General features: G+C 65.3%; 23 protein-coding genes and 1 pseudogene. 15 read left to right on the top strand and 9 right to left on the bottom strand.

Annotated features, from left to right (window positions below):
* Positions 1-3 precede the first annotated feature (3 nt).
* From DIR46_RS09650 to DIR46_RS09635, 4 genes are read left to right on the top strand one after another with little or no spacing between them, the layout of a single operon-like run.
* A complete protein-coding gene (locus tag DIR46_RS09650; RefSeq protein WP_109345050.1) occupies positions 4-807 on the top strand; it encodes a thiazole synthase in 804 nt (267 codons plus the stop codon).
* On the top strand, positions 804-1553 hold the full coding sequence (locus tag DIR46_RS09645; protein WP_109345049.1) for a bifunctional hydroxymethylpyrimidine kinase/phosphomethylpyrimidine kinase: 750 nt from the start codon (positions 804-806) through the stop codon (positions 1551-1553). Before DIR46_RS09650 ends, DIR46_RS09645 begins: the two co-directional genes overlap by 4 nt.
* Positions 1554-1573: 20 nt before the next feature.
* Positions 1574-2188, top strand: a complete 615-nt coding sequence (gene thiE / locus DIR46_RS09640) for a thiamine phosphate synthase (RefSeq protein WP_109345048.1) — start codon at positions 1574-1576, stop codon at positions 2186-2188.
* A gap of 38 nt (positions 2189-2226) precedes the next feature.
* Positions 2227-2940 (top strand): ion channel, encoded by a 714-nt coding sequence (locus DIR46_RS09635; RefSeq protein WP_109345047.1) that lies wholly within the window; start codon positions 2227-2229, stop codon positions 2938-2940.
* Here the strand turns inward: DIR46_RS09635 and DIR46_RS09630 are convergent.
* A complete protein-coding gene (locus DIR46_RS09630) occupies positions 2937-3287 on the bottom strand; it encodes a nuclear transport factor 2 family protein (protein ID WP_109347976.1) in 351 nt (116 codons plus the stop codon). The genes DIR46_RS09635 and DIR46_RS09630 overlap by 4 nt on opposite strands.
* Before the next feature lie 116 nt (positions 3288-3403).
* Here DIR46_RS09630 and DIR46_RS09625 point away from each other — a divergent pair, with 116 nt between their 5' ends.
* The 4 genes from DIR46_RS09625 (at position 3404) to DIR46_RS09610 (ending at position 6942) form a co-directional block, all read left to right on the top strand.
* Positions 3404-3934 carry a GNAT family N-acetyltransferase gene (locus DIR46_RS09625; RefSeq protein WP_109345046.1) on the top strand — a complete coding sequence of 177 codons (531 nt, stop codon included), beginning with the start codon at positions 3404-3406 and terminating at the stop codon, positions 3932-3934.
* Between the two features lie 134 nt (positions 3935-4068).
* Positions 4069-4716, top strand: a complete 648-nt coding sequence (locus DIR46_RS09620) for an ANTAR domain-containing response regulator (protein WP_109345045.1) — start codon at positions 4069-4071, stop codon at positions 4714-4716.
* A 79-nt stretch (positions 4717-4795) separates the two neighbouring features.
* Positions 4796-5902 (top strand): S-(hydroxymethyl)glutathione dehydrogenase/class III alcohol dehydrogenase, encoded by a 1107-nt coding sequence (locus DIR46_RS09615; RefSeq protein ID WP_109347975.1) that lies wholly within the window; start codon positions 4796-4798, stop codon positions 5900-5902.
* 200 nt (positions 5903-6102) lie between these two features.
* Positions 6103-6942, top strand: a complete 840-nt coding sequence (locus tag DIR46_RS09610; protein ID WP_109345044.1) for a hypothetical protein — start codon at positions 6103-6105, stop codon at positions 6940-6942.
* Positions 6943-6950: 8 nt separating this feature from the next.
* Here DIR46_RS09610 and scpC read toward each other — a convergent pair whose 3' ends face one another.
* Complete coding sequence (gene scpC / locus DIR46_RS09605; RefSeq protein ID WP_109345043.1) at positions 6951-8468, bottom strand: succinyl-CoA:acetate CoA-transferase ScpC; 1518 nt, start codon at positions 8466-8468, stop codon at positions 6951-6953.
* A gap of 52 nt (positions 8469-8520) precedes the next feature.
* The gene (locus DIR46_RS09600; protein WP_109345042.1) at positions 8521-9462 is read right to left on the bottom strand and encodes a bestrophin family protein; all 942 of its coding nucleotides are present in this window, start codon (positions 9460-9462) and stop codon (positions 8521-8523) included.
* Between the two features lie 145 nt (positions 9463-9607).
* On the opposite strand from DIR46_RS09600, the gene hpaR reads away from it, so the two are divergent.
* Positions 9608-10096 carry a homoprotocatechuate degradation operon regulator HpaR gene (gene hpaR, locus DIR46_RS09595; RefSeq protein WP_109345041.1) on the top strand — a complete coding sequence of 163 codons (489 nt, stop codon included), beginning with the start codon at positions 9608-9610 and terminating at the stop codon, positions 10094-10096.
* A gap of 47 nt (positions 10097-10143) precedes the next feature.
* Here the strand turns inward: hpaR and DIR46_RS09590 are convergent, their stop codons facing one another.
* On the bottom strand, positions 10144-10689 hold the full coding sequence (locus DIR46_RS09590; protein WP_205289102.1) for an SRPBCC family protein: 546 nt from the start codon (positions 10687-10689) through the stop codon (positions 10144-10146).
* A gap of 215 nt (positions 10690-10904) precedes the next feature.
* Between DIR46_RS09590 and DIR46_RS09585 the strand changes: the two genes are divergently transcribed.
* The 3 genes from DIR46_RS09585 (at position 10905) to DIR46_RS09575 (ending at position 14220) form a co-directional block, all read left to right on the top strand.
* Positions 10905-11306, top strand: coding sequence for a GFA family protein (locus DIR46_RS09585; RefSeq protein ID WP_109345040.1), 402 nt, complete (start codon positions 10905-10907; stop codon positions 11304-11306).
* Between the two features lie 78 nt (positions 11307-11384).
* Positions 11385-11816, top strand: coding sequence for a hypothetical protein (locus tag DIR46_RS09580; RefSeq protein ID WP_109345039.1), 432 nt, complete (start codon positions 11385-11387; stop codon positions 11814-11816).
* 76 nt (positions 11817-11892) lie between these two features.
* Positions 11893-14220, top strand: coding sequence for a UvrD-helicase domain-containing protein (locus DIR46_RS09575; RefSeq protein WP_109345038.1), 2328 nt, complete (start codon positions 11893-11895; stop codon positions 14218-14220).
* Between the two features lie 44 nt (positions 14221-14264).
* Here DIR46_RS09575 and DIR46_RS09570 read toward each other — a convergent pair whose 3' ends face one another.
* From DIR46_RS09570 to DIR46_RS09560, 3 genes are all read right to left on the bottom strand, one after another.
* Complete coding sequence (locus DIR46_RS09570) at positions 14265-15044, bottom strand: BPSS1780 family membrane protein (RefSeq protein ID WP_109345037.1); 780 nt, start codon at positions 15042-15044, stop codon at positions 14265-14267.
* On the bottom strand, positions 15045-16013 hold the full coding sequence (locus DIR46_RS09565; RefSeq protein WP_109345036.1) for a homoserine kinase: 969 nt from the start codon (positions 16011-16013) through the stop codon (positions 15045-15047).
* A 61-nt stretch (positions 16014-16074) separates the two neighbouring features.
* Positions 16075-16578, bottom strand: coding sequence for a dihydrolipoyllysine-residue succinyltransferase component of 2-oxoglutarate dehydrogenase complex (locus DIR46_RS09560; RefSeq protein WP_109347973.1), 504 nt, complete (start codon positions 16576-16578; stop codon positions 16075-16077).
* 197 nt (positions 16579-16775) lie between these two features.
* On the opposite strand from DIR46_RS09560, the gene polA reads away from it, so the two are divergent.
* Entirely contained in the window at positions 16776-19547 is a 2772-nt protein-coding gene (gene polA / locus DIR46_RS09555; RefSeq protein ID WP_109345035.1) for a DNA polymerase I, read from the top strand.
* A 108-nt stretch (positions 19548-19655) separates the two neighbouring features.
* Here the strand turns inward: polA and DIR46_RS09550 are convergent.
* Positions 19656-20663, bottom strand: a pseudogene (locus DIR46_RS09550) (serine hydrolase domain-containing protein).
* A 148-nt stretch (positions 20664-20811) separates the two neighbouring features.
* Between DIR46_RS09550 and DIR46_RS09545 the strand changes: the two are divergent.
* A complete protein-coding gene (locus DIR46_RS09545; protein WP_109345034.1) occupies positions 20812-21699 on the top strand; it encodes a CPBP family intramembrane glutamic endopeptidase in 888 nt (295 codons plus the stop codon).
* Positions 21696-22169, top strand: coding sequence for a MarR family winged helix-turn-helix transcriptional regulator (locus DIR46_RS09540; protein ID WP_109345033.1), 474 nt, complete (start codon positions 21696-21698; stop codon positions 22167-22169). Before DIR46_RS09545 ends, DIR46_RS09540 begins: the two co-directional genes overlap by 4 nt.
* Here DIR46_RS09540 and DIR46_RS09535 read toward each other — a convergent pair.
* The gene (locus DIR46_RS09535; protein WP_109345032.1) at positions 22116-22376 is read right to left on the bottom strand and encodes a hypothetical protein; all 261 of its coding nucleotides are present in this window, start codon (positions 22374-22376) and stop codon (positions 22116-22118) included. The genes DIR46_RS09540 and DIR46_RS09535 overlap by 54 nt on opposite strands.
* Between the last annotated feature and the right edge of the window lie 5 nt (positions 22377-22381).

Raw genomic sequence — 22381 nt, 5'->3', positions numbered from 1 at the left:
GACATGAATGCATTGAACGACATCAAACAGGACGTGCTGACCATCGCCGGCCGGTCTTATCAATCGCGCCTGCTGGTCGGCAGCGGCAAGTACCGCGACCTGGAGCAGACCCGCGAAGCCACGCTGGCGGCCGGCGCCGAGATCATCACGGTGGCGATCCGCCGCGTGAACATCGGCCAGGACCCGAACGCGCCGAGCCTGCTGGACGTGCTGCCGCCGAGCGAGTTCACCATCCTGCCGAATACGGCCGGGTGCTATACCGCCAAGGACTCGATCTACACCTTGCAGATGGCGCGCGAGCTGCTGGGCGGGCACAAGCTGGTCAAGCTCGAGGTGCTGGGCGACCAGAAGACGCTGTTCCCGCACATGCCCGAGACCCTGGTCGCGGCCGAGGCGCTGGTGAAGGACGGCTTCGACGTCATGGTCTACTGCAGCGACGACCCGATCCAGGCCCGCATCCTGCAGGAGATCGGCTGCGTGGCCGTGATGCCGCTGGCGTCCCTGATCGGATCGGGCATGGGCATCCTCAATCCGTGGAACCTGTCCCTGATCATCGAGCAGGCCACGGTGCCGGTGCTGGTCGACGCCGGCGTCGGCACGGCGTCGGACGCCGCGATCGCGATGGAGCTGGGCTGCGACGGCGTGTTGATGAACACCGCGATCGCCGCCGCGGGCGATCCGGTGCGTATGGCGCGCGCCATGAAGCATGCGGTAATGGCCGGGCGCGATGCCTATCTTGCCGGCCGCATGCCGAAGCGCTTCGCAGCCTCGCCCTCGTCGCCCGTTGAAGGAAAGATCACGGGATGACGCCCTGCGTGCTGGTGTTCGCCGGGCTCGATCCCGGCGGCGGCGCCGGCCTTGCCGCCGACATCCTGGCGATCGCGGCGCAGGGCGCACACCCGCTGCCGGTGGCCACCGCCCTGACGGCGCAGGACAATAACCGCGTCCATGCGGCGAGCCCGGTGGATGCCGAATGGGTCGCGCGCCAGGCGGCGCCGCTGCTGGCGGCCTTCGAGATCGGGGCGGTCAAGCTCGGCATTCCCGGCAACGCCGCCAACGCGGCGGCGATCGCGGACGTCATCCGGACCTTGCGTGCGCGCCGGCCCGCCTTGCCGGTGGTGCTCGATCCGGTGCTGGCCAGCGGCCATGGCGATGCGCTGGGGCAGGGCGACGCCATCAGGGCGCTGCGCGAACTGCTGGCGCTGGCGACGATCGTGCTGCCCAACCTGCCCGAACACCAGGCGCTGGGCGAAGTCCACGGCGCGCAGGTGCTGGTGACCGGCGGCCATGCTGCGGGCGACATGGTCGTCAACCGCTGGCTGGTCGACGGCGTCGAGGCGCGCGCCTGGCACTGGCCGCGCCTGCCGCACGGCTACCACGGCAGCGGCTGCACGCTGGCCGCGGCGCTGGCGGCGCGGCTGGCGCTGGGCGAGCGCATGGAAGCAGCGCTGGGCGCCGCCCAGGCCTATACCCACCACACGCTGGCGCAGTCGTACGCGCTGGCGCCAGGGCAGCGCATCCCGCGCCGCCTGCTTCAATTGACAACCAGCTGACAACCTGAAAGGAGTCCGCCATGCGCGGCTTGTACCTCGTTACCCCGAACTGGGACGATACGGAAAAACTGATCCTTGCTACCGACGCCGCCCTTGGCGCCGGCGCGGCGCTGGTCCAGTACCGTCACAAGGAAGCCGGTCCCGACCTGCGCCGCGAGCAGGCAACGGCACTGCTCGCGCTGTGCCGCCGCCATGGCCGGCCGCTGGTCATCAACGATCACGTCGACCTGTGCCAGGCGATCGACGCCGACGGCGTGCACCTGGGCCATACCGACGCCGGCATCCGTGAGGCGCGCGCGCTGCTGGGCCAGGACAAGATCGTCGGCGCCTCGTGCTACGGCGAGCTGGCCCTGGCGCGCACGGCGGTCGACGCAGGCGCCAGCTACGTCGCCTTCGGCGGCTTCTATCCGTCGCCGGTCAAGAAATACACCTTCGTCACGCCGCCGGAGATGCTGGACCAGGCGCGCGCCGAATTTTCGGTGCCGATCGTCGTCATCGGCGGCATGACCCCAAGCAATGCGGCGCCGCTGGTGTCGCGCGGGATCGACCTGGTTGCCGCCATCACGAGCGTCTATGGTTCGCGCGATCCGGCCGAGGCGGCGCGCGCATTCGGCGCGCTGTTTCCACCCGCCTGAACCTACAATGGGCGCATCGTGATCACCGTCGTCCATCCATGCGCCCATTGCTGCTGTTCGCCCACACCCGCCGCCACCCGTCCGCCATCCTGCTGCTGGTCCAGCTGGTCGGCATGCTGGCCTATCCCTTCATCGAGGGCACACCGGCCGGCCAGGTGGTCTTCAATGTGTTCGGCATCGTGGTGCTGGCCTTCACGATTCGCATGGTGCGGCGCACGCCGGGCGAGGTGCGGGTCAGCTGGGCGCTGGCGGTGCCGATCATCGCGCTGCTGCTGGCGCAGATCCTGTTCGGGATGCGCGATCTGCTGGCCTGGTCGTCGGGACTCGAGGCGCTGTTCTATTTCTATGCGGCGGGCAGCCTGATCGCCTACATGATGGACGACGAGCTGGCCACCACCGACGAGCTGTTCGCGGCCGGCGCCACGTTCACCCTGATCGCATGGGGCTTCACCCACCTGTACGTGCTGCTCCAGGAAGTCCATCCCGGCACCTTTGCCGCCGCCATCAATGCGGCCGCGCCGCGCACCTGGACCGAACTGAACTACCTGAGCTTCGCGCTGCTGTCGAGCACCGGCATCGGCGACGTGATTCCGCTGACCGTGCACGCGCGGGCGCTGGCCAGCGTCGAGATGCTGATCGGGCTGATGTACCTGGCGGTGGTGGTGGCGCGGCTGATCGCGTTCACCACGCGTAACCGGATAGCGGTCGGGCGGGCGCGCAAGCGTGGCATGGAGGATTGGGAGAAGGACTAGTTGGCTGGCACCACGAAGGCGCGCAGCTCGGCCATCTTGCCGTCGCGGAAGCGCCAGACGTCGCTGTAGGCGTTCTGCACCGTATGGCCTTGCTCGTCCTTCGATGCGATCTCGCCGATGGCGACCACGAGATCGCCTTCCGCGACCAGCTCGCGCACGGTGAACCTGGGCGGCTCGGCATAGCCATCCACCATCCAGGCCCGCACCGCCTCCTTGCCGCGCAGGGTCTCGCCGCCAACCGTCGACCAGACGAGGTCGTCGGTGCAGCACGCCAGGAATCCTTCGTTGTCGCCGCGGGTCACCGCGGCATTCGCCTTCAGCAAAACATCCTTGTTCGATGAGGACATGGCCATCTCCGTGGTTAAAGATAAAAATGTACCGATTGTCGGCAATTCGCGGCGCTCGGCAGTGGGCCGATTCCTCCCTGCTAGAATTGTTTTCCGAAAGTAACCGAGAGTCTTCCATGACGCATGCAGCTGCCGCATTCTCGATCAGACCGTTCAAGGCCGAGGAATGGCCGGCCTACCGCGCAATCCGCCTGCGCGCCCTGGCCGACGCCCCGGACGCCTTCGGCAGCACCCTCGCCGCTGAGGAAGCGCTGGCGCCCGAGACCTGGGCCGCACGCCTGGCGCGCTCGACCACGTCAGGCATCGACCGCGCGCTGGCCGCCGAGATGAACGGCGCGCTGGTCGGCCTGGCCTGGGCCAAGGAGAACGGCGACGACGCAACCATCGTCAACCTGTTCCAGATGTGGGTGGCGCCCGAGGCGCGCGGGCTGGGCGTGGCCGGTGCGCTGCTCGACGAGGCGCTGCGCTGGGCCAGGGAGCGCGGCGCGCAGGCGATGCAACTGGGCGTGACCTGCACCAATGCCGACGCGCTACGCCTCTACGAGCGCGCCGGTTTCGTCGAGGCCGGCGTGCGCGAGCCCTTGCGGCCGGGCTCGGACCTGATGGAGCAGCGAATGCGGCTCACGCTCGCACCGCCTGCGCCGTGATCCGCGGTCCGGCCACATTCCATGAATCTGACATTGTGTCTTTCTTGACTAGCGCGTTCACAATCTTGCGTGCTATATTTTTCATGCTCCAGCACGTCAGCGGCGCTGACCTCCATGTATAGACAGGAAAAAGCATGAACCCACAACCACCAGCGCGCCGCCTGGTACTGATCGTCGACGACGATGCGCTGCTGCGCGAATACCTGGCCGAGGTGCTGCAGCACGCCGGCCACGACACCCTCGGCGCCGGCACCGCGGCCGAGGCCCTGCGCACGATCGAGGAACGCGGGGACGGAATCGCCCTGGTCCTGCTCGACATCGAGATGCCCGGCATGTCCGGCCTGGCGCTGGCGCGCCTGCTGCGCGAAGAGACCACCATCCCCTTCATGTTCCTGTCCGCCAGCGACGATGCGGAGACGGCGCGCGCCGCCGCCGACGCCGGCGCGGTCGGCTACCTTGTCAAGCCGGTCGATGGCGCGCAGCTGCTGCCGGCCTTCGAGGCGGCGCTGGCGCGCGGCGACGATATCCGGCGCCTGCGCCGCAGCGAGGAAAGCCTGACCTCGGCGCTGGCCGCCGGACGCGAGACCAGCATCGCGGTCGGCGTGCTGATGGTGCGCTTCCACATCGACCGCCACCAGGCTTTCGACGTCCTGCGCGACGAGGCGCGCTCGCAGCGGCGCAAGATGGGTGAGGTGGCCGAGGAGGTCCTCGCCGCCGAGGAGAAGCTGGGCGGCCTGCATGGGGCGATCGGCGAACGATTGCGCGGGCGGGGCCGGACGTGATCGAGCAAGCTTGTTATCATGTCACCTTTGCGGCGCGCTCATGGACGCGCGGTTTTTCTTCAAGCAACAGGAATACGACATGAAAACGAAGGCAGCAATCGCATGGAAGGCGGGCCATCCGCTCACGATCGAAGAGGTCGAACTCGAAGGTCCGAAGGCCGGCGAGGTGCTGGTCGAGGTCAAGGCCACCGGCATCTGCCACACCGACTACTACACGCTGTCGGGCGCCGACCCCGAAGGCATCTTCCCGGCCATCCTGGGCCATGAAGGCGCCGGCGTGGTGGTCGACGTCGGTCCCGGCGTGACCAGCCTGCGCCGCGACGATCACGTGATCCCGCTGTACACGCCGGAATGCCGCCAGTGCAAGTTCTGCCTGTCGCAAAAGACCAATCTGTGCCAGGCGATCCGCTCGACCCAGGGCCGCGGCCTGATGCCCGATGCGACGTCCCGTTTTTCGCTGGACGGCCAGCCGATCTATCACTATATGGGTACCTCGACCTTCTCGAACTACATCGTGGTTCCCGAGATCGCCCTGGCCAAGGTGCGCAATGACGCGCCGTTCGACAAGATCTGCTACATCGGTTGCGGCGTCACCACCGGCATCGGCGCCGTGATCTTCACCGCCAAGGTCGAAGCGGGCGCCAACGTGGTCGTGTTCGGCCTGGGCGGCATCGGCCTGAACGTGATCCAGGCGGCCAGGATGGTGGGCGCCGACAAGATCATCGGCGTCGACCTGAACCCGGAACGCGAAGCCATGGCGCGCAAGTTCGGCATGACCCATTTCATCAATCCGACCAAGGTCGAGAACGTGGTCGACAGCATCATCGGGCTGACCGACGGCGGCGCCGACTACAGCTTCGAGTGCGTGGGCAACGTCAACACCATGCGCCAGGCGCTGGAGTGCTGCCACAAGGGTTGGGGCCAGTCGATCATCATCGGCGTGGCGGCGGCCGGCCAGGAGATTTCCACCCGTCCGTTCCAGCTGGTGACCGGCCGCGAATGGAAGGGTTCGGCCTTCGGCGGCGCCCGCGGCCGCACCGACGTGCCGAAGATCGTCGACTGGTACATGGAAAACAAAATCAATATCGACGACCTGATCACCCACCACCTGCCGCTGGACCGCATCAACGAAGGCTTCGATTTGATGAAGTCGGGCGAGTCGATCCGCTCGGTCGTGGTGTACTAAGTCATCCCGGCGGACCGCCCGGTCCGCCGCATAGGCATGCTTTCAGCGCGGCCTTCGGGCCGCGTTGTTTTTCCGGCGGCGTTTTAGCCGACTGTTCCGCGATTTCGACCGTCTGTCGCAGCGCTCTGGGCGACGCATGCGGGATTGTCTACAGTGTTTCCATCGCCGGCTGCGTCCGGCCCATCACTGGAGACCGACCCATGTCACGCACCGCATCGTCCCACTGGAAACTGGCGCTTCCGCTTCTCGGCCTGGCCATCATGGCCGCTTTCGCCGTTCCGACCCAGGCCGCGGCCGACGGCAAGGCGGGCGTGGTGCGCGTGGCGGCCGCGGACGAGCCGTATGCCCTGGTGCGCGACACTTCCGGCAGCTTCGACATCAGCGGCAGCAGCGACGACTGGGACGATGTGCGCGCCGCCCAGCGCGCCATCAATGGCGAATTCATCTGGTTCCGCGAAGGCGGGCGCAGCTACGTGATCCAGGATCCGGAGACCCTCAAACGGGCGCGCGCCGCCTGGGCGCCGCTCGACCGGCTGGGCGAGCTGATGAAGGTCCACGGCAAGGACATGGAAAAGCACGGCAAGAAGATGGAAGCGCTGGGCCGCGACATGGAGCGCGCGGCGGCCAGGCCCGCCAACATGCCGAGCGAGCGCGACATGCGCGAAGTCGACGACGGCATGCAGGCGCTGAGCAAGCATATGGACCTGCTGAGCCGGCAGATGGCCGCGGCGCGCGACGATGCCGAACGCCGGATCATCCAGCAGAAAATGGCCGAGACCGGCAAGCGCATGTCCGACGCCGGCGAGCGTATCGGCGACGCCTACAACGGCCCGCAGGCGCGCCAGCAGCGCGCTTCGATGGAAGACATCGGCCGCCAGATGGAAATCGCCAACCAGCCGATGGAAAAGCTGGGCAAGCGCATGGGCGAACTGGGCAAGGAAATGGAGCGCGAGAGCAAGGCTGCCGACAAGACGGTGCGCGCCCTGATCAAGGATGCGCGCACGAAGGGGCTGGCCAAGCCCGTCCCGACGGCGAGCTGAACGCGCGGTTAATCCGGAACCGGCAGCATCGATCCCGTCTCGCGGTAGCGCACGTGCCACGAATACGCCTTCTCCAGCACGTGCGGCGTGTGGCCGCCGCGCCCGTTCGCTTCCTCGACGTAGTCGCGCAGGATCTGCCGGTACGGTTCGACCACGCAGTGATCGATGATGCGCTGGGCGCGTTCGCGCGGGGCCAGGCCGCGCAGGTCGGCCAGGCCGACTTCGGTCACCACGATGTCGACGTCATGCTCGGTGTGGTCGACGTGCGAGACCATCGGCACGATGCTCGAGATCTTGCCGCCCTTGGCGGTCGACTTGGTCGCGAACACCGATAGATAGGCGTTGCGCGCGAAGTCGCCCGAGCCGCCGATGCCGTTCATCATGTGGGTGCCGCCCACATGGGTCGAGTTGATGTTGCCGTAGATGTCGAACTCGAGCGCCGTGTTGATGGCGATGAGCCCCAGGCGGCGGATGACTTCCGGATGGTTGCTCACCTCCTGCGGACGCAGGACCAGGCGGTCCCTGTACTTTTCCAGCTCGGCGAACACCTGCCGCCCTTTGTGGTCCGACAGGGTGATCGACGAACCCGAGGCGAAATCGAGCTTGCCGGCGTCGAACAGGTCGAAGGTCGAATCCTGCAGCACCTCGGAGTACATGGTCAGGCCCTTGAACGGACCGTCGATCAGGCCGGCCAGCACGGCGTTGGCGATGGTGCCGATGCCGGCCTGGATCGGCATCAGCCGCTCGGTCAGGCGACCGGCGGCGATTTCGGCGTTGAAGAAATCGGTCAGGTGGCCGGCGATGGCGGCGGTGTCGTCGTCAGGCGGCTGGATGGTGGAAGCGCTGTCGTGCTTCTCGGTCATGACGATGGCCACGATCTTCTCGGGCGGGATGGCGATCGCGGTGGCGCCGATGCGGTCGCTGACGTTCATGAGCGGCATCGGCTCGCGCTGCGGGCGGTGTTTTGGGATGAAGATGTCGTGCAGGCCTTCGAGCGCCGGCGACTGGGAGAGGTTGATCTCGACGATCACCTTGTCGGCCAGGATTGCGAAGCTGGCGCTGTTGCCGACCGAGGTGGTCGGGATGATGGCGCCCGTCTCAGTGATCGCGATCGCCTCGATGATGGCGACGTCCACCGGCGCGAGCTGCCGCGTGCGCAGCAGTTCGACGGTCTCGGACAGGTGCTGGTCGGTGAACATGACCTCGCCGCGGTTGATCGCGGCGCGCAAGGTGGGATCGGTCTGGAACGGCATGCGGCGCGCCAGCGCGCCGGCCTGGGTCAGCGCCGCGTCGGTCTCGCCGCCCAGCGAGGCGCCGGTGATCAGGGTGATCGCCAGCGGCGCGCTGCGCGCGCGTTCGGCCAGCGCCAGCGGCACCGCCTTGGCGTCGCCGGCGCGGGTGAAGCCGCTGGTGCCGACGGTCATGCCGTCCTGGATCCATTCGGCGGCGCGTTCAGCGCTGGTGATGCGCTCGCGCAGCTGCGGCAGGCGGACGCGGTCGTGGGCAAGGTGGTGATCGTGATGCATGACTTCTCCTCAGGTTCGGACTTGGTGTGGCTTTGCTTTTCTTTATGCGGTATCAGGTGAGGCAGTAGTCGACCGGCTGCAGCGGCGGCGGCACGTGTTCGTCGCGCAGCGCATTGCGCAGGTCGATCTCGATGGCGCGGCACATGGCGTCCAGCGGCAGGTCGTTGGGTTCGATGCCGAACGGCTCTTCGAGCTCGTCGCCCAGCGCGTCCAGCCCGAAGAAGGTGTAGGCCACGATGGCGACCACGAATGGCGTCATGAAGCCGATCGAGTCGACCAGGCCGAAGGGCAGCAGGAAGCAGTAGATGTAGGCGGTGCGGTGCAGCAGCAGCGTGTACGAAAAGGGGATGGGCGTGTTCTTGATGCGCTCGCAGGATGCGGCGGCGGCGGTCAGGCTTGAGAGGGTGTTGTCGATATTGGCCGCCAGGCAGCCTTCGATGCGTCCCTCCTTGATGCAGCGCTGCAGGTCGGCGCCCATGTGGCGCATCAGGCTGTCCGGCTTGTTGTGGGCGCGCGCCATGTCGTCGTATTCGTCCGGCAGCAGGAAGGTGGCGAGGTAGGGCGAGCCGGGCTGGTCGCGCAGGTGGTCGCGCAGCGCGTGGACGAAGGCAATCGCGCGGTAGATGAGCCGAACCCGTGTATCCTGCAAGCCATTACTTACAAGTGCAGGCCGTGGATCGTCGATCAGGCTGGTCGTCTGGCGCGCCAGGTTACGGCAGCGCAGCACCAGTTCGCCCCACAGCTTGCGGCCTTCCCAGAAGCGGTCATAGGCCGAGTTGTTGCGAAAGCCAAGGAAGATCGCGATCGGCAGCCCGATCAGCGTGAACGGGATCGTGGTGAGGGTGATCTTGAGGTCCCACAGGTCGCCGTGCGACCAGGTGACCAGGGTGGCCACCGCAATATTGACCAGCAGGGTGGGCAGGATGCGGGGCAGGACCGAACCGCGCAACAGGAGGAACAGCTTGAGCCCGGAAGGGCGCTCTCGGATAATCACGGTACCGACCGCATTCGCAAAAAATAGACGGAGTCAAGGAAACTCACTAATATATTCGCAGTTAATCACTAATATCTTAGTAGGTCAAGTGCTTGTTCTCACGCTATCTTTTTGATGTAGACCATTTAATAACTCGGAGCACGCATTGGCCCGCCGTATCACTCACCGCAACCTGCCCCAGCTTTTCCTGAAAGCGCGCGAATCGTTGATGTCGCATTTTCGTCCCATCCTCAACCACTTCGGCGTGACCGAACAGCAATGGCGGATTCTGCGCGTGCTGGACGAGCACGAACAGCTGGAGCCGCGCGAGATGTGCGACCTGTGCCAGATCCTGAGTCCGAGCATGACCGGCGTGCTGTCGCGCATGGAAGAACTGGGTCTGGTCGAGCGCCAGCGCGTGGCGGCCGACCAGCGCCGCATCTGGGTGCGGCTGGCGCCGAAGGGGGACAAGCTGATCGACGAGATCGCGCCGCTGATCGAGCAGCAGTACGCATTGATCGAGGCGGCGTATGGCAGCGGGGTGGTCGACGACCTGTCGCGGGCGCTGGAGGGGTTCATTGCGGCGCAGGCGACGCCGGTGCAGAGGGTGGAGTTGCCGGCGACGACGAAGGCGGTCAATAGCCGTCGGCCGTGATGAGGCAGGGGCGGCGGCCAGGCCGCCGCCCCTGCCTCATTGGTCGATCAATGCTGCTCGATCTTCCCGCGCCAGCCACCGGTCTCGCTGCCGCGTTTTTCCAGCAATTCCTTGAAGTTGGACAGGTTCGAGCGCGCTTCCATGCGCACCGCGCCCAGGGCGTCGCCCAGGGTTTCCAGCGGGCCTTCCGGCTCGTAGTCCATCTGCAGCGCAATGCGGGTGACGGTGTCCGAGATCTTGTGGAAGGTGACCACGCCGCCGTTCTTGACGCCGGTGACGCTGCGCCAGGCGATGCGGTTGTCCGGGATTTGCTCGGTGATCTCGGCATCCCATTCCTTGTCTTCGCCGGCCACGTTGGCCTTCCAGTGCAGGTGCTTGTCGTCCAGCTGGCGAATCTCCTTCACGCTCTTCATGAATTGCGGGAAGTCTTCGAACTGGGTGAACTGATTGTAGGCGGTACGGACAGGCACGTTGACTTCGATCGTTTCGACGATCGACGAGCTGGCGCCAAAGCCACGGTTCTGCTTGAGTTTCTTCGACAGCATTGCGCCGCCGACGGCCAGTGCGGCCACGGTAACTACACGACCCAACATAGTGTTCTCCTTAGGTTTCGCCCTGGCGCGTCGCGCCGGGGCTCGAATGAATGCACATGCGAACGGGGCTCGCGACCTTGTCGCGAATCTGTCATTAAAATAAGCGAAAAGACAAGGGAGGGGCGCGCGGCTGGCATGTCGCTTCAAAGAAGTTGCGCGATGTTAATGTGGTTTCCTGTGTGAAATCGACGATGTTGCATCGAGGAGAGAATCGGATGAGCTTGCAAGGTGGATGCTTCTGCGGGGCGGTGCGCTATGAGGCGCGCGGCGAACCTTTCAACAGCACGCTGTGCCACTGCACGGATTGCCGCAAGGCTTCCGGCGCCCCGGCCTTCGCCTGGTTCAGCGTCAGGATAACGAGCCTGCACTGGACCGCCAGCGCACCGCAACGCTTCCGCTCCAGCGAATATGCGCTGCGCAGTTTCTGTCCTTCCTGCGGCACCACGCTCACCTGGCACGACGAGCGCTGGCCCGACGAGATCGACCTCGCCACCGCCAGCCTGGACGACCCGGAACAGGTGCCGCCGGCCGACCACACCTACGTGCGCAGCCGGCTGGGCTGGCTGAAATTGCAGGACGGCTTGCCGCAGTACCAGAAAACGCGGTCGGAAGGCTGATTTCATGCGGACCGCATTGTCATCCGTGCAGGAAGGTGCGAGCATGGAATCATCGTGACTTCCCGGAAAGTACCCGCCATGAGCGTCCCATCGTCCAACCGCAAGCGCCGCCAGCTTTGCCTCGCCCTGCCTGTTGCCGCATTCGCAGGAATGGTCAGCTCCGCCGCGCAAGCGCGTCCCTGGCCGCCGGCCGGGATCGGTCACACCAATCACCATACGGGATTCGAGGTGGCGCTCAAGCTGGACATGTTCGGCGAGGTCAGCAAGCCGGTCGTGGTCGCGCAGAATGCCGAGCGCATCAAGCTGAGCGGCGTGCATGGCGAAACGCCATGGAACCTGGAATTCACCATCGTTCGTGTGGGCCACGACGACAACCTGCGTGTACTGGCCAGGCTGACCAGTGGCGACGATGTCCTGGCCGCACCGATACGCACTGCCGTGGTCGGCCAGCGCGTCGTGGTGCGCGCCGACGACGAGTTCAATGTGGCCATGCTGATCAGGCGGGTTTGACCGAGCGGCGTCGGGATGAGGCCGATGCAATGAAACTGGATGGGCATACAGTAAATCGCGGCGGTATAATGGCCGGATGCAGACCCTTCTTCACAACCTTAATCCCGAACAATTGGCCGCCGTCACTCTGCCATCGCAGAGCGCGCTGATCCTTGCTGGCGCCGGTTCCGGCAAGACGCGCGTGCTGACCACGCGCATCGCCTGGCTGATCCAGACCAACCAGGTGTCGCCCGCCGGCATCATGGCGGTGACGTTCACGAACAAGGCGGCGAAGGAGATGCTGACCCGTCTGTCGGCGATGTTGCCAATCAATACACGCGGCATGTGGATCGGCACCTTCCACGGCCTGTGCAACCGCCTGCTGCGCACGCACTACCGCGACGCCGCGCTGCCGCAGACTTTCCAGATCCTCGACTCGCAAGACCAGCTGTCGCTCATCAAGCGCATGCTCAAGGCGCACAACGTCGACGACGAGAAGTACCCGGCCAAGAACCTGATGTACTTCATCAACAATGCCAAGGACCAGGGCCTGCGCGCCTCGCAAGTCGAGGCCTACGATCCGATCGAGCGCCGCATGGTCGAGTTGTACGAGTTGTACGATCAACAGTGCCAGCGCGAGGGCGTGGTCGATTTCGCCGAGCTGCTGCTGCGTTCTTACGAGCTGCTGGCGCGCAATGGCCCGCTGCGCCATCACTACCAGATGCGTTTCCGCCACATCCTGGTCGATGAGTTCCAGGATACCAATGATCTGCAATACAACTTGCTGAAATTGCTGGCGGGGCAGGGAGAGACCGGCGGCGGCGCCATCTTCGCCGTGGGCGACGACGACCAGAGCATCTATGCCTTCCGCGGCGCCAACGTCGGTAATATGTCGGCCTTCGAGCGCGACTATCAGGTGAAAAACCTGATCAAGCTGGAGCAGAACTACCGCTCGCATGGTCACATCCTCGACAGCGCCAACTACCTGATCGCCAACAACACCAAGCGCCTGGGCAAGAACCTGCGCACGGATGCGGGCCAGGGCGAGCCGGTGCGCGTGTACGAGGCCTCGTCCGACCTCGAAGAAGCGCAGTGGATCATCGAAGAGGCGAAAAGCCTCATGAACGAGGGCATGCCGCGCAACGAGATCGCGATCCTGTACCGCAGCAATGCGCAAAGCCGCGTGATCGAGCACGCGCTGTTCGCGGCCGGCCTGCCTTACACCGTGTATGGCGGCCTGCGTTACTTCCAGCGCGCCGAGGTCAAGCACGCCATCGCCTACCTGCAGCTGATGGACAATCCGCACAACGATTCGGCTTTCCTGCGCGTGGTGAACTTCCCCACCCGCGGCATCGGCGCGCGCTCGATCGAGCAACTGCAGATGGCGGCCGACAGCCATGGCATTTCGCTGTACGCCGCCGTGCCCTACATGACCGGCAAGGCCGGCACGTCGCTGGGCGCGTTCGTGAAACTGATCGAAGGCGCGCGTTTCGAGACCCAGCAATTGCCGCTGCCCGAGCTGGTGCGCGTGGTGCTCGAGCGCAGCACCTTGCTCACGCATTACGCCAACGAGAAGGAAGGGGCGGACCGCATCGAGAACCTGGAGCAGATGGTCAACGCGGCCACCCAGTTCGTGCAAGAAGAAGGCTTCGGCATCGGCGCGCCCGCTCACCTCGGCCCGCCATCCCAGGCCCAGGCCGGCGAGGCGGTGGTGTACCAGGACGGCATCGAGGTCATCGACGGCGGCGCGCCGCTGCCGACCGTGATGTCGCCCTTGTCCGCCTTCCTGTCGCATGCCTCGCTCGAGGCGGGCGACGCCCAGGCCCAGGCCGGGCAAGAGGCCTTGCAGCTGATGACGGTGCACTCGGCCAAGGGCCTCGAATTCGATGCGGTATTCATCACCGGCCTCGAAGAAGGCCTGTTCCCGCACGAGAGCAGCGCGCGCGAGGCAGAAGGCGTGGACGAAGAACGGCGCCTGATGTACGTGGCGATCACGCGCGCGCGCCGCCGACTGTACATGAGCTTTACCCAGCAGCGCATGCTGCACGGCCAGACGCGCTTCAACATGAAGTCGCGCTTCTTCGACGAGCTGCCGGAAGAAGCGCTCAAGTGGCTGTCGCCGCGCGTGCAGACCGCCTGGTTCGGCGGGCGCAAGCAGACGACGGCCTGGGACGACGCCAAGTTCCGCGACGGCGGCAGCGACAACAAGATCGCGCAGCAGATCACGCAAAAGTCGAAGTCGGATAACGGCCGCGGCACCGGCTGGCGCGTGGGCGAGTCGGTCTCGCACGCCAAGTTCGGCGAAGGCGTGATCGTCAATATCGAAGGCGGCGCCGGCGCGGCGCGGGCCCAGATCAATTTCGGCTCGGCCGGGATGAAGGTGCTGGACCTGTCGATCGCGAAGCTCGAGAAGATCGGCCGCTGAACCACGCGGGTTGGCGGCATAGGCGCCAACCCCGCATCAATCCATCATTTCTCGAGGCTGACCTTGTCGGCCGGCGCCGCCTCGGGCTTGCCGAAAATCTCCCGATACCCCGCATACATCGCGCACTGCAGCAGCAGGATGAACAGGAAGATCACCCACATGATCACCACCCGCGCGAGATTGTTCCCGCCCAGCAGCATGGCGATCACCATGCACACCGCGAAGAAGATCGCGAACCAGGCCAGCAGCAGCACCAGGAACACGCCGGCGCTGCGTTTCACGGCAAAGAAGCTGTAGAACACGGCCTTGAACGGCGGCATCTTTTGCCAGTAGGTGAGCGGGGCGGCGAAGCACAGCGAGATCAGCGCCGCGACGTCGACCGCGAAGATCAGGAACATCGCCATCACGTCCGATCCGGCCAGCACGGCCGGGGTGCCGGTCGTGCCCTGGGCCCGGACCTGCTCCCAGAACGTCGCATCGACGGCGAAACGCGTGATCAGCGCCAGCACCAGCGACACGCCCAGATAGACCACGCCGACCTTGCACAACTCGCGGAATACCGGCTTGCGGAATCCCGTCAGCAGCACCGCGGGCGTGACGCGCTGGCCGCTCTCGATCATCGAGCAACCCATCATGAAGGCCATCGAGAACGAGGGAATCAGCACGACCGCCACCATCGGCCCCAGCAGCGGCACGGCGCTGATCAGGATGCTGATGAGGATGTTGGCGAACAGCAGCGTGGTGAGGGCCGCGGGTTGTTGACGGAACAGGCTGGCGCCGCGTTTGAGCCAGATCCAGCCGGTGATAGCAGGCAAATTGTTCATTTAGGGCAAATTCGGCGCCGGGCAAGCGATGCGCTCGCGCAGGATGCGTTCGAAATGGGTCGGATCGTGCGGCGTCAACAGCTCGGCCGCACGGGGAAGATGCAGATCATACAGGCGCGACAGCCAGAAGCGAAGCGCGCCGGCGCGCAGCATCGGCTGCCAGGCGGCCCGTTCGTCGTCGGTGAATGGCCGCACCTCGTGGTAGGCGTCCAGCAGCGCACGCACCCGGGGTGCGTCAAGAACGCCAGTTGCCAGGTCGACGCACCAGTCGTTGACGGTCACGGCGATGTCGTACAGCCAGGTGTCGACGCCGGCAAAATAGAAGTCGAAGCAGCCGCTCAGGCGCTCGCCCTCGAACATCACGTTATTACGGAACAGGTCGGCGTGCACCGGCCCGCGCGCCAGCCGCGCATAGGTGGCGCCGGCGGCGAATTCGCTCTGGTAGACCACTTCGCTGCGCAGCAGCGCGGCTTCGGCTTCACTCAAGTAGGGTAGGACGACCGGCGCGGTTTCCACCCACCAGTCCAGGCCACGCAGATTGGGCTGATGCAGGGCGAAATCCTGGGCCGCCAGGTGCATGCGCGCCAGCATGCGGCCCACTTCGGCGCAGTGCACCGGTTGCGGGTCGAGCTGGGAACTGCCCTGCAGGCGGCTGACGATGATCGCCGGCTTGCCGTGCAATGGCACCACAAGTTCGCCGTCCGTGTTCGGCACCGGCGCCGGCACCGGAATGCCGCGCTCGGCCAGGTGGGCCATCAGCTTGACATAGAAGGGGAGCTGGTCGAAGCGCAGGTTCTCGAAGATCGTCAGCACATACTGGCCAGACCGTGGACCATGCGCGGTATTCAAGAAAAAATTGCTGTTATCAATGCCGGAGGAAATGCCTTCGAGCCCGACGGCCTGGCCGAGCGGGTACTGCTTAATCCACTGGTGAAGGTCATCCAGCGAGACCGCGGTAAATACTGCCATGTGCTAACAAAAGAGAAGGTGAGAATCCGCCGCCGCGACACGGGCGCCGCGGCTGACGGGATCATTGTTTGGTGGTCGGCTCCAGCGCGGGCGGCGGCGGCACGTCGGCGCGGGCGGGCACGCCCGGACGCGCGGGTGCCGGCGCGACCGGCTGATCGGCTGTGTCCTGCTTCTTGGGATTGCCAAAGTCGAATTCCATCACCGTCCATTGTGGGGCACGGATGTTGTTGGCAGTGGCATCGCCGGGTTGGGCGTTACCTGGTGCAACGTTAGGCTTCATGGTGTAGCGGCTCGGGCCGCTTTCTACCTCGACCTGGGTGACCGTGCCGTCGTTGCTGCGGCGCTCGGTGATCTTGGTGCGCTGGCGCGGCGGAATCGTGGTCGCCGGCGTGTCGCTGCCCGGCTCGATGCGTTCGAGCTGGGGCGGCGCATCGCTGGGGCGCTGCTGGTTCTGCGGTGGGGTCGGCGTCGATTGCGTCGGGGGCAACGCCGACTGCTGGGCCGCTACCGAGCCGGCGAGCAGGCAAAGCGTCAGGAGGGCAAAGCGGGGAGTCGAGCGCAGCATGATGGTCACCTAATGTCGTTTAGTCCATTGTAGCAAAGGGCGCCGCTTCCCTGTGAAAAGTGTGCCAAAACCCCTTGTTTGCAGCCGGGAAATGGCATCAAGGCACAGACGCGGCTGGCCATGCGGATTCTGCGATAATGAGGGTTACCCTGGCGCCACCGACGGCGCTGCCTGCCGAATGCTGAATTACACCCCCTATGGACAATACCCTGCTGCTCGTTGACGGTTCCAGTTATCTTTATCGCGCCTACCACGCGCTGCCCGACCTGCGCAGCCCGGACGGCTTCCCGACCGGCGCCATGCACGGCATGGTCAATATGTTGCGCCGCCTGCGCGCCGACTTCCCGGCCGCCTACATCGCCTGCGTGTTCGACGCCAAGGGCAAGACCTTCCGCGACGACCTGTATCCGGAATACAAGGCCACGCGCGCCTCGATGCCGGAAGACCTGGGCAAGCAGATCGAACCGATCCACGAAGTGGTACGCTACATGGGCTGGCCGATCCTGATGGTCGATGGGGTCGAAGCCGATGACGTGATCGGCACCCTGGCGGTGCAGGCGACGGCGCGCGGCATGAAGACCGTGGTCTCGACCGGCGACAAGGACCTGGCTCAATTGGTCAACGACAAGGTCATGCTGATCAATACCATGACCAACGAGCGCATGGACGAAGCGGGCGTGCTGGCCAAGTTCGGCGTGCCGCCAAACCGCATCATCGACTACCTGACCCTGGTCGGCGACACCGTCGACAACGTGCCGGGCGTGGCCAAGTGCGGCCCCAAGACGGCCGTCAAATGGCTGACCCTGCACGGCTCGCTCGATGGCGTGATCGAGAACGCGGCCAGCATCGGGGGCGCCGTCGGCGCCAACCTGCAGGCGGCGCTGGAGTGGCTGCCGAAGGGGCGCGAACTGATCACCGTCAAGACCGACTGCGACCTGGTCAAGCACGTGATTTCGTTCGAGGAAACGCTGGTCGGCCGTCCGGAAGACGCCGAGGCGTTGCGCGACTTTTTCCAGCGTTATGGTTTCAAGACCATGCTGCGCGACCTGGGCGGCGCCAAGGCGACCGATGGCAGCGTGCGTCCGGCCGCCGGCAGCGCGCCGGGCGGCGGGCCGCTCAATTCGCCGGAAGGCGCGGCGACCCTGGCCGGCATGCCGGTCATCAAGGGCGAGTACGAAACCATCCTCACCGACGAGCAGCTGGATAAATGGCTGGCGCTGGTCGACGCTGCGGAGCTGACCTCGGTGGACACCGAAACCACCTCGCTCGACCCGATGACGGCCGAGATGGTCGGCATCTCGTTGTCGGTCGAGGTGGGCAAGGGCGCCTACATCCCCGTAGCGCACCGCTACGCCGGCGCGCCGGACCAGCTGTCGCGCGAGCACGTGCTGGAAAAGATGCGCGGCTGGCTGGAAAATCCGGCCAAGCCGAAGGTGGGCCAGAACCTCAAGTACGATATGCACATCTTCGCCAACCATGGCGTGACCCTGAAAGGCATCGCGCACGACACGCTGCTGCAATCGTACGTGTTCGAGTCGCACAAGCCGCACGATATGGACACGATGGCGATGCGCCACCTGGGCTACACCACGATTCCCTACGTGGACGTGTGCGGCAAGGGCGCCAAGCAGATCTGCTTCGACCAGGTCGAGCTGGCGCGCGCCACCGAGTATGCCGGCGAGGATTCGGACATCACCCTGCGCCTGCATCAGAGCATGCTGCCGGAAGTGCAGAAGGACAAGGGTCTCGCCTATATCTACCGCGAGATCGAGATGCCGACCATGGAAGTGCTGCACAAGATCGAGCGCAACGGCGTGCTGATCGACAGCGCGCTGCTCGATGTGCAGTCGGGCGAACTGGGCAAGCGCATGATGGAGCTGGAACAGCAGGCCTATGAGGCGGCGGGCGGCCCGTTCAACCTGGGTTCGCCGAAACAGATCGGCGAGATCTTCTTCGGCAAGCTCGGCCTGCCGGTGATCAAGAAGACCGCCACCGGCGCGCCGTCGACCGACGAAGAGGTGCTGCAGAAGCTGGCCGAGGATTATCCGCTGCCGAAGATCCTGCTCGAGCACCGCGGCATGTCCAAGCTCAAGTCGACCTATACCGACAAGCTGCCGAAGATGGTCAACCCGAACACTGGCCGCGTGCACACGAATTACGCGCAGGCGGTGGCGATTACCGGCCGCCTGTCGTCGAACGAGCCGAACCTGCAGAACATCCCGGTGCGTAATGCCGAAGGCCGCCGCATCCGCGAAGCCTTCATCGCCGCCCCCGGCCACGTGATCGTCTCGGCCGACTATTCGCAGATCGAGCTGCGCATCATGGCCCACATCTCGGGCGACGCGGCGATGCTCAAGGCTTTCGCCGACGGCGAGGACATCCACCGCGCCACCGCCGCCGAGATCTTCGGCATCCCGCCGGCCGACGTGCAAAGTGAGCAGCGCCGCTACGCCAAGGTGATCAACTTCGGCCTGATCTATGGCATGAGCGCTTTCGGCCTGGCCGGCAACCTGGGCATCGAACGCGCCGCGGCCGCCAACTATATCGAGCGCTATTTCGCGCGCTTCTCGGGCGTGAAGCAGTATATGGACAACACGCGCCTGGAAGCGAAGGCGCGCGGCTACGTCGAGACCGTGTTCGGCCGCCGCCTGTGGCTGCCCGAGATCAATTCGCCGAACGGCCCGCGCCGCGCCGGCGCCGAACGCGCGGCGATCAATGCGCCGATGCAGGGCACGGCGGCCGACCTGATCAAAATGGCGATGATCGCGGTGCAAAACTGGATTGAAAGCGATGGGCTGGGCACGCGCATGATCATGCAGGTGCATGATGAACTGGTGCTCGAAGTGCCGGAAGGCGAGCTGGAACTGGTGCGGGTCAAGCTGCCGGAGCTGATGGCGGGCGTGGCCAAGTTGAATGTGCCGCTGTTGGCCGAGACTGGCGTGGGCAAGAACTGGGAAGAAGCGCACTAAGCGGTGATGGGAAGGGTGGACCGGGACGCGCAGTCGGCTATGCCGTCCACGCGTCCCGCCCACCCTACTGTCGTGTTACCCGAACGGCGTCGCGTGCCAAGTTCGCCTTCAATCCAGGGCAGCGGCTACGATTCTTTCGATATCGGACTGCGCCGCCTCGCAATTCGCCAACTGGATGACCGACATGCGGCGCGCCGGAATCCTCATGATCAACGTGTCGAACCCCCACAGGCCGCCGCTGTGGAACACGATGTCATGTCCTGCGTGCTGGATCACTTCCAGCCCGAAGCGGTAACTGGGCGCCGATCCATTCAGTAGCGGCGATGGCTGCAGCATGGCGTGCAGCAGGCTCGATGGATCGTCCCACTGGCGATGCCACTCCCTCTCCCAGCGCAGCAGGCTGGGGATGCTGGCGTAGACGCCGCCATCGCCGACGGTGTTGGTATTGCCCAGGTGTTGCCTGACACCGAAAGGACGCGTGACATCCGCCACGCAGCTGAATACCCGATGCTCGATGATGCTGAAGCGGTCTTCGTCGAACGCAATGCCTTGCATGCCGAGCGGATCGAACCGCTTCTCTCTTGCGTAGCGGCCGAGCGACATGCCGCCCAGGCGTTCGACCAGGGCGGCGAGCAGGATCTAGTTGCTGTTGCTGTAGCGGTAGCTAGTCGAGGTGGGAAAGACGACCGTGTCGAGGCGCGCGATCAGTGCCAGGATCATCCGGTTGTTGAAATAGTCCGCCTCGTGCCGCGACAGCTGGCATTCGAGGAACTGGAAATAGTCCGGTATACCGCTGCCGTGATTGAGCAGGCTGCGCAGCGGGAAAGGCTGTTCGAACTTCGCCAGCTCCGGCAGGTGAGCGCAGACGTCGTCATCGAGCCCGATGACGCCTGCGCGCACCAGCGACATCACGCAGGCGGCGGTGAACTGCTTGAACTCCGAGGCCAGGTAATAGGCCGATTCGGCCGACAAGGGCACTTTCAGTGCGAGCGACGCCATGCCGTGGTGAAGCTCGAACACGCTTTCCCCTTCCAGCAGCAGCGCAGCGCTGAAGCCGGGGCCGTCTGTGGGCAGGGGCGATTGCAGTTGCTTCAAATGGTCGGCTAAGCTGTGCATGTCGATCCTGATCGGTTTTGATGGACTGTGAGTCTATGGCCGTGCCGGCGCCAAGCCCGGTAAAAGTTTTTGTAAAAAATATGCGTATTTATATAAGTGATTATATAATTGCCTCGACGGTTCATTTCGATTAACCACTGGAGCCAATATGCGCAGCGCCACGATAAAAGCCATCTCGACACCGTCGGAAGCTCCCGACCGCGCCGGACTAAGCCGTTTCGCCTTCGTACGCACCTTGCTGGCGTCGCTCGCCGTATGCGTCCCGGTCGCACTGGTGTTGGTACCGGCTGCCCAGATCGCCGACAAGAGTCTGCGCATGCACTGGCCGCCGCTGCTGGCGGCGCTGCTGGGGCTGTCTGGCTACTTCCTCTACGTGCGGCGGATCGAGCGCCGTTTCCCTGCCGAACTGGCCGGCGCCGGGTGGCCGCGCGAGGCGCTGGCCGGCGCTCTGATCGGTACCTTGCTGTTCCTGGCCGCGCTTGGACTGGCGGCAGCGATCGGCGACTATCATTTCCTGGGTACCGGGGGCTGGGACCGGCTGGCCAAGACCGTGACCGAGATGATCTTCGTCGCCACGATTGAGGAAGTGCTGTTCCGTGGGGTGCTGTTCCGGATACCGGAGCGGTCCCTTGGCACTTGGTGGGCAATGCTGTTGTCAGCGGTTTTTTTCGCACTGGCCCATGTTCCGAACCATGACGTCACCGTACTGGCGGTGATCAATACCGCGCTGGCCGGTGTGCTGTTCACTGCCGCCTACCTGGCGACGCGTCGCCTGTGGTTGCCGATCGGGATGCATTTCGCCTGGAATCTGATCCCGGCCGGCATTCTGTCGCTGCCGAACTCGGGCAATCCAGGGCGCGGCTTGCTACAGGGCGAACTGAGCGGCCCGCAGTGGATCACGGGCGGCGCCTACGGCATCGAGGGATCGGTCATCACCCTGGTCTTGTTTGGCGTGGCGAGCCTGTGGCTGCTGCGGCGCGCGATGCGCGCCGGCCATCTGGTGGCGCGTCCAGGCGCCGTGAAAGCGCCAGCATGAAGCGCGGGCTGGGCACACAGTTGCGCCACCTTCTCGAACTGCTCGATGGCGCGGTTGAGCAGTCATACCTCGATGCGGGGCTGGATTACCGGCCGCGCTTCACGCCGGTGATGCGCGCGCTGATCGAGCGCGAGCCGATGACGATTGGCGAGATCGCCGCCAGCGCCGGGATCACCCAGCCGGCAGCCACCCAGACCGTGGGCCTGATGGTCAAGCAGGGTTTGCTCAGTGCCTGCGTGGGTGAGCACGATGGCCGCCAGAAAATGGTCCGGTTGTCCGACGCCGGCCGCGCCATGGCGCCGCGCATCCGGCACTGCTGGCAAGCGACGGCGGCCGCGGCGGATAGCCTCGATGCGCAACTACCTTACTCCCTGTCGCAGGCGCTGGACGACGCCATCTCCGCCCTCGAACAACGTTCATTCGGCGAGCGCATCCGTGCCGCCGAAGGTGGGCCTGACGATCAGGCATGAACCGGCCGCTGCCGGCGCAGAAGATGGCGCGCAGCGTGGCCGATGCGGTGCGCGGTTCTGCGTCGCGCCATATCCGGCGGGCACCGCGCCGAGCGTGATGCGCGGCAAAATGGTTTCGCGGTCGGCCTGGCCCCAGCCGAATACCAGCTCGTGGCGGCGCCCGAGCAGCGTGAATTTACCGTCGATGTTCAACTCGAGCACGTCCATGGTCT

It is taken from the genome of Massilia oculi (assembly GCF_003143515.1).
GTDB classification, from domain to species: Bacteria; Pseudomonadota; Gammaproteobacteria; order Burkholderiales; family Burkholderiaceae_D; genus Telluria; species Telluria oculi.
Note: the sequence above shows the minus strand (reverse complement) of the source record. Positions and strands in the feature narration are given on the sequence as shown.

Bases quoted from the DNA above. Each gene is read 5' to 3' on its own strand.
- DIR46_RS09535 (WP_109345032.1), bottom strand. From the start codon at position 22,376: ATGGACGTGCTCGAGTTGAACATCGACGGTAAATTCACGCTGCTCGGG.
- DIR46_RS09620 (WP_109345045.1), top strand. From the start codon at position 4,069: ATGAACCCACAACCACCAGCGCGCCGCCTGGTACTGATCGTCGACGAC.
- DIR46_RS09565 (WP_109345036.1), bottom strand. From the start codon at position 16,013: ATGGCAGTATTTACCGCGGTCTCGCTGGATGACCTTCACCAGTGGATT.
- DIR46_RS09610 (WP_109345044.1), top strand. From the start codon at position 6,103: ATGTCACGCACCGCATCGTCCCACTGGAAACTGGCGCTTCCGCTTCTC.
- polA (WP_109345035.1), top strand. From the start codon at position 16,776: ATGGACAATACCCTGCTGCTCGTTGACGGTTCCAGTTATCTTTATCGC.
- DIR46_RS09630 (WP_109347976.1), bottom strand. From the start codon at position 3,287: ATGTCCTCATCGAACAAGGATGTTTTGCTGAAGGCGAATGCCGCGGTG.
- DIR46_RS09625 (WP_109345046.1), top strand. From the start codon at position 3,404: ATGACGCATGCAGCTGCCGCATTCTCGATCAGACCGTTCAAGGCCGAG.
- DIR46_RS09540 (WP_109345033.1), top strand. From the start codon at position 21,696: ATGAAGCGCGGGCTGGGCACACAGTTGCGCCACCTTCTCGAACTGCTC.
- DIR46_RS09585 (WP_109345040.1), top strand. From the start codon at position 10,905: ATGAGCTTGCAAGGTGGATGCTTCTGCGGGGCGGTGCGCTATGAGGCG.
- DIR46_RS09650 (WP_109345050.1), top strand. From the start codon at position 4: ATGAATGCATTGAACGACATCAAACAGGACGTGCTGACCATCGCCGGC.
- DIR46_RS09570 (WP_109345037.1), bottom strand. From the start codon at position 15,044: ATGAACAATTTGCCTGCTATCACCGGCTGGATCTGGCTCAAACGCGGC.
- DIR46_RS09635 (WP_109345047.1), top strand. From the start codon at position 2,227: ATGCGCCCATTGCTGCTGTTCGCCCACACCCGCCGCCACCCGTCCGCC.
- thiE (WP_109345048.1), top strand. From the start codon at position 1,574: ATGCGCGGCTTGTACCTCGTTACCCCGAACTGGGACGATACGGAAAAA.
- DIR46_RS09590 (WP_205289102.1), bottom strand. From the start codon at position 10,689: ATGTTGGGTCGTGTAGTTACCGTGGCCGCACTGGCCGTCGGCGGCGCA.
- DIR46_RS09580 (WP_109345039.1), top strand. From the start codon at position 11,385: ATGAGCGTCCCATCGTCCAACCGCAAGCGCCGCCAGCTTTGCCTCGCC.
- DIR46_RS09545 (WP_109345034.1), top strand. From the start codon at position 20,812: ATGCGCAGCGCCACGATAAAAGCCATCTCGACACCGTCGGAAGCTCCC.
- DIR46_RS09645 (WP_109345049.1), top strand. From the start codon at position 804: ATGACGCCCTGCGTGCTGGTGTTCGCCGGGCTCGATCCCGGCGGCGGC.
- scpC (WP_109345043.1), bottom strand. From the start codon at position 8,468: ATGCATCACGATCACCACCTTGCCCACGACCGCGTCCGCCTGCCGCAG.
- DIR46_RS09560 (WP_109347973.1), bottom strand. From the start codon at position 16,578: ATGCTGCGCTCGACTCCCCGCTTTGCCCTCCTGACGCTTTGCCTGCTC.
- DIR46_RS09575 (WP_109345038.1), top strand. From the start codon at position 11,893: ATGCAGACCCTTCTTCACAACCTTAATCCCGAACAATTGGCCGCCGTC.
- DIR46_RS09615 (WP_109347975.1), top strand. From the start codon at position 4,796: ATGAAAACGAAGGCAGCAATCGCATGGAAGGCGGGCCATCCGCTCACG.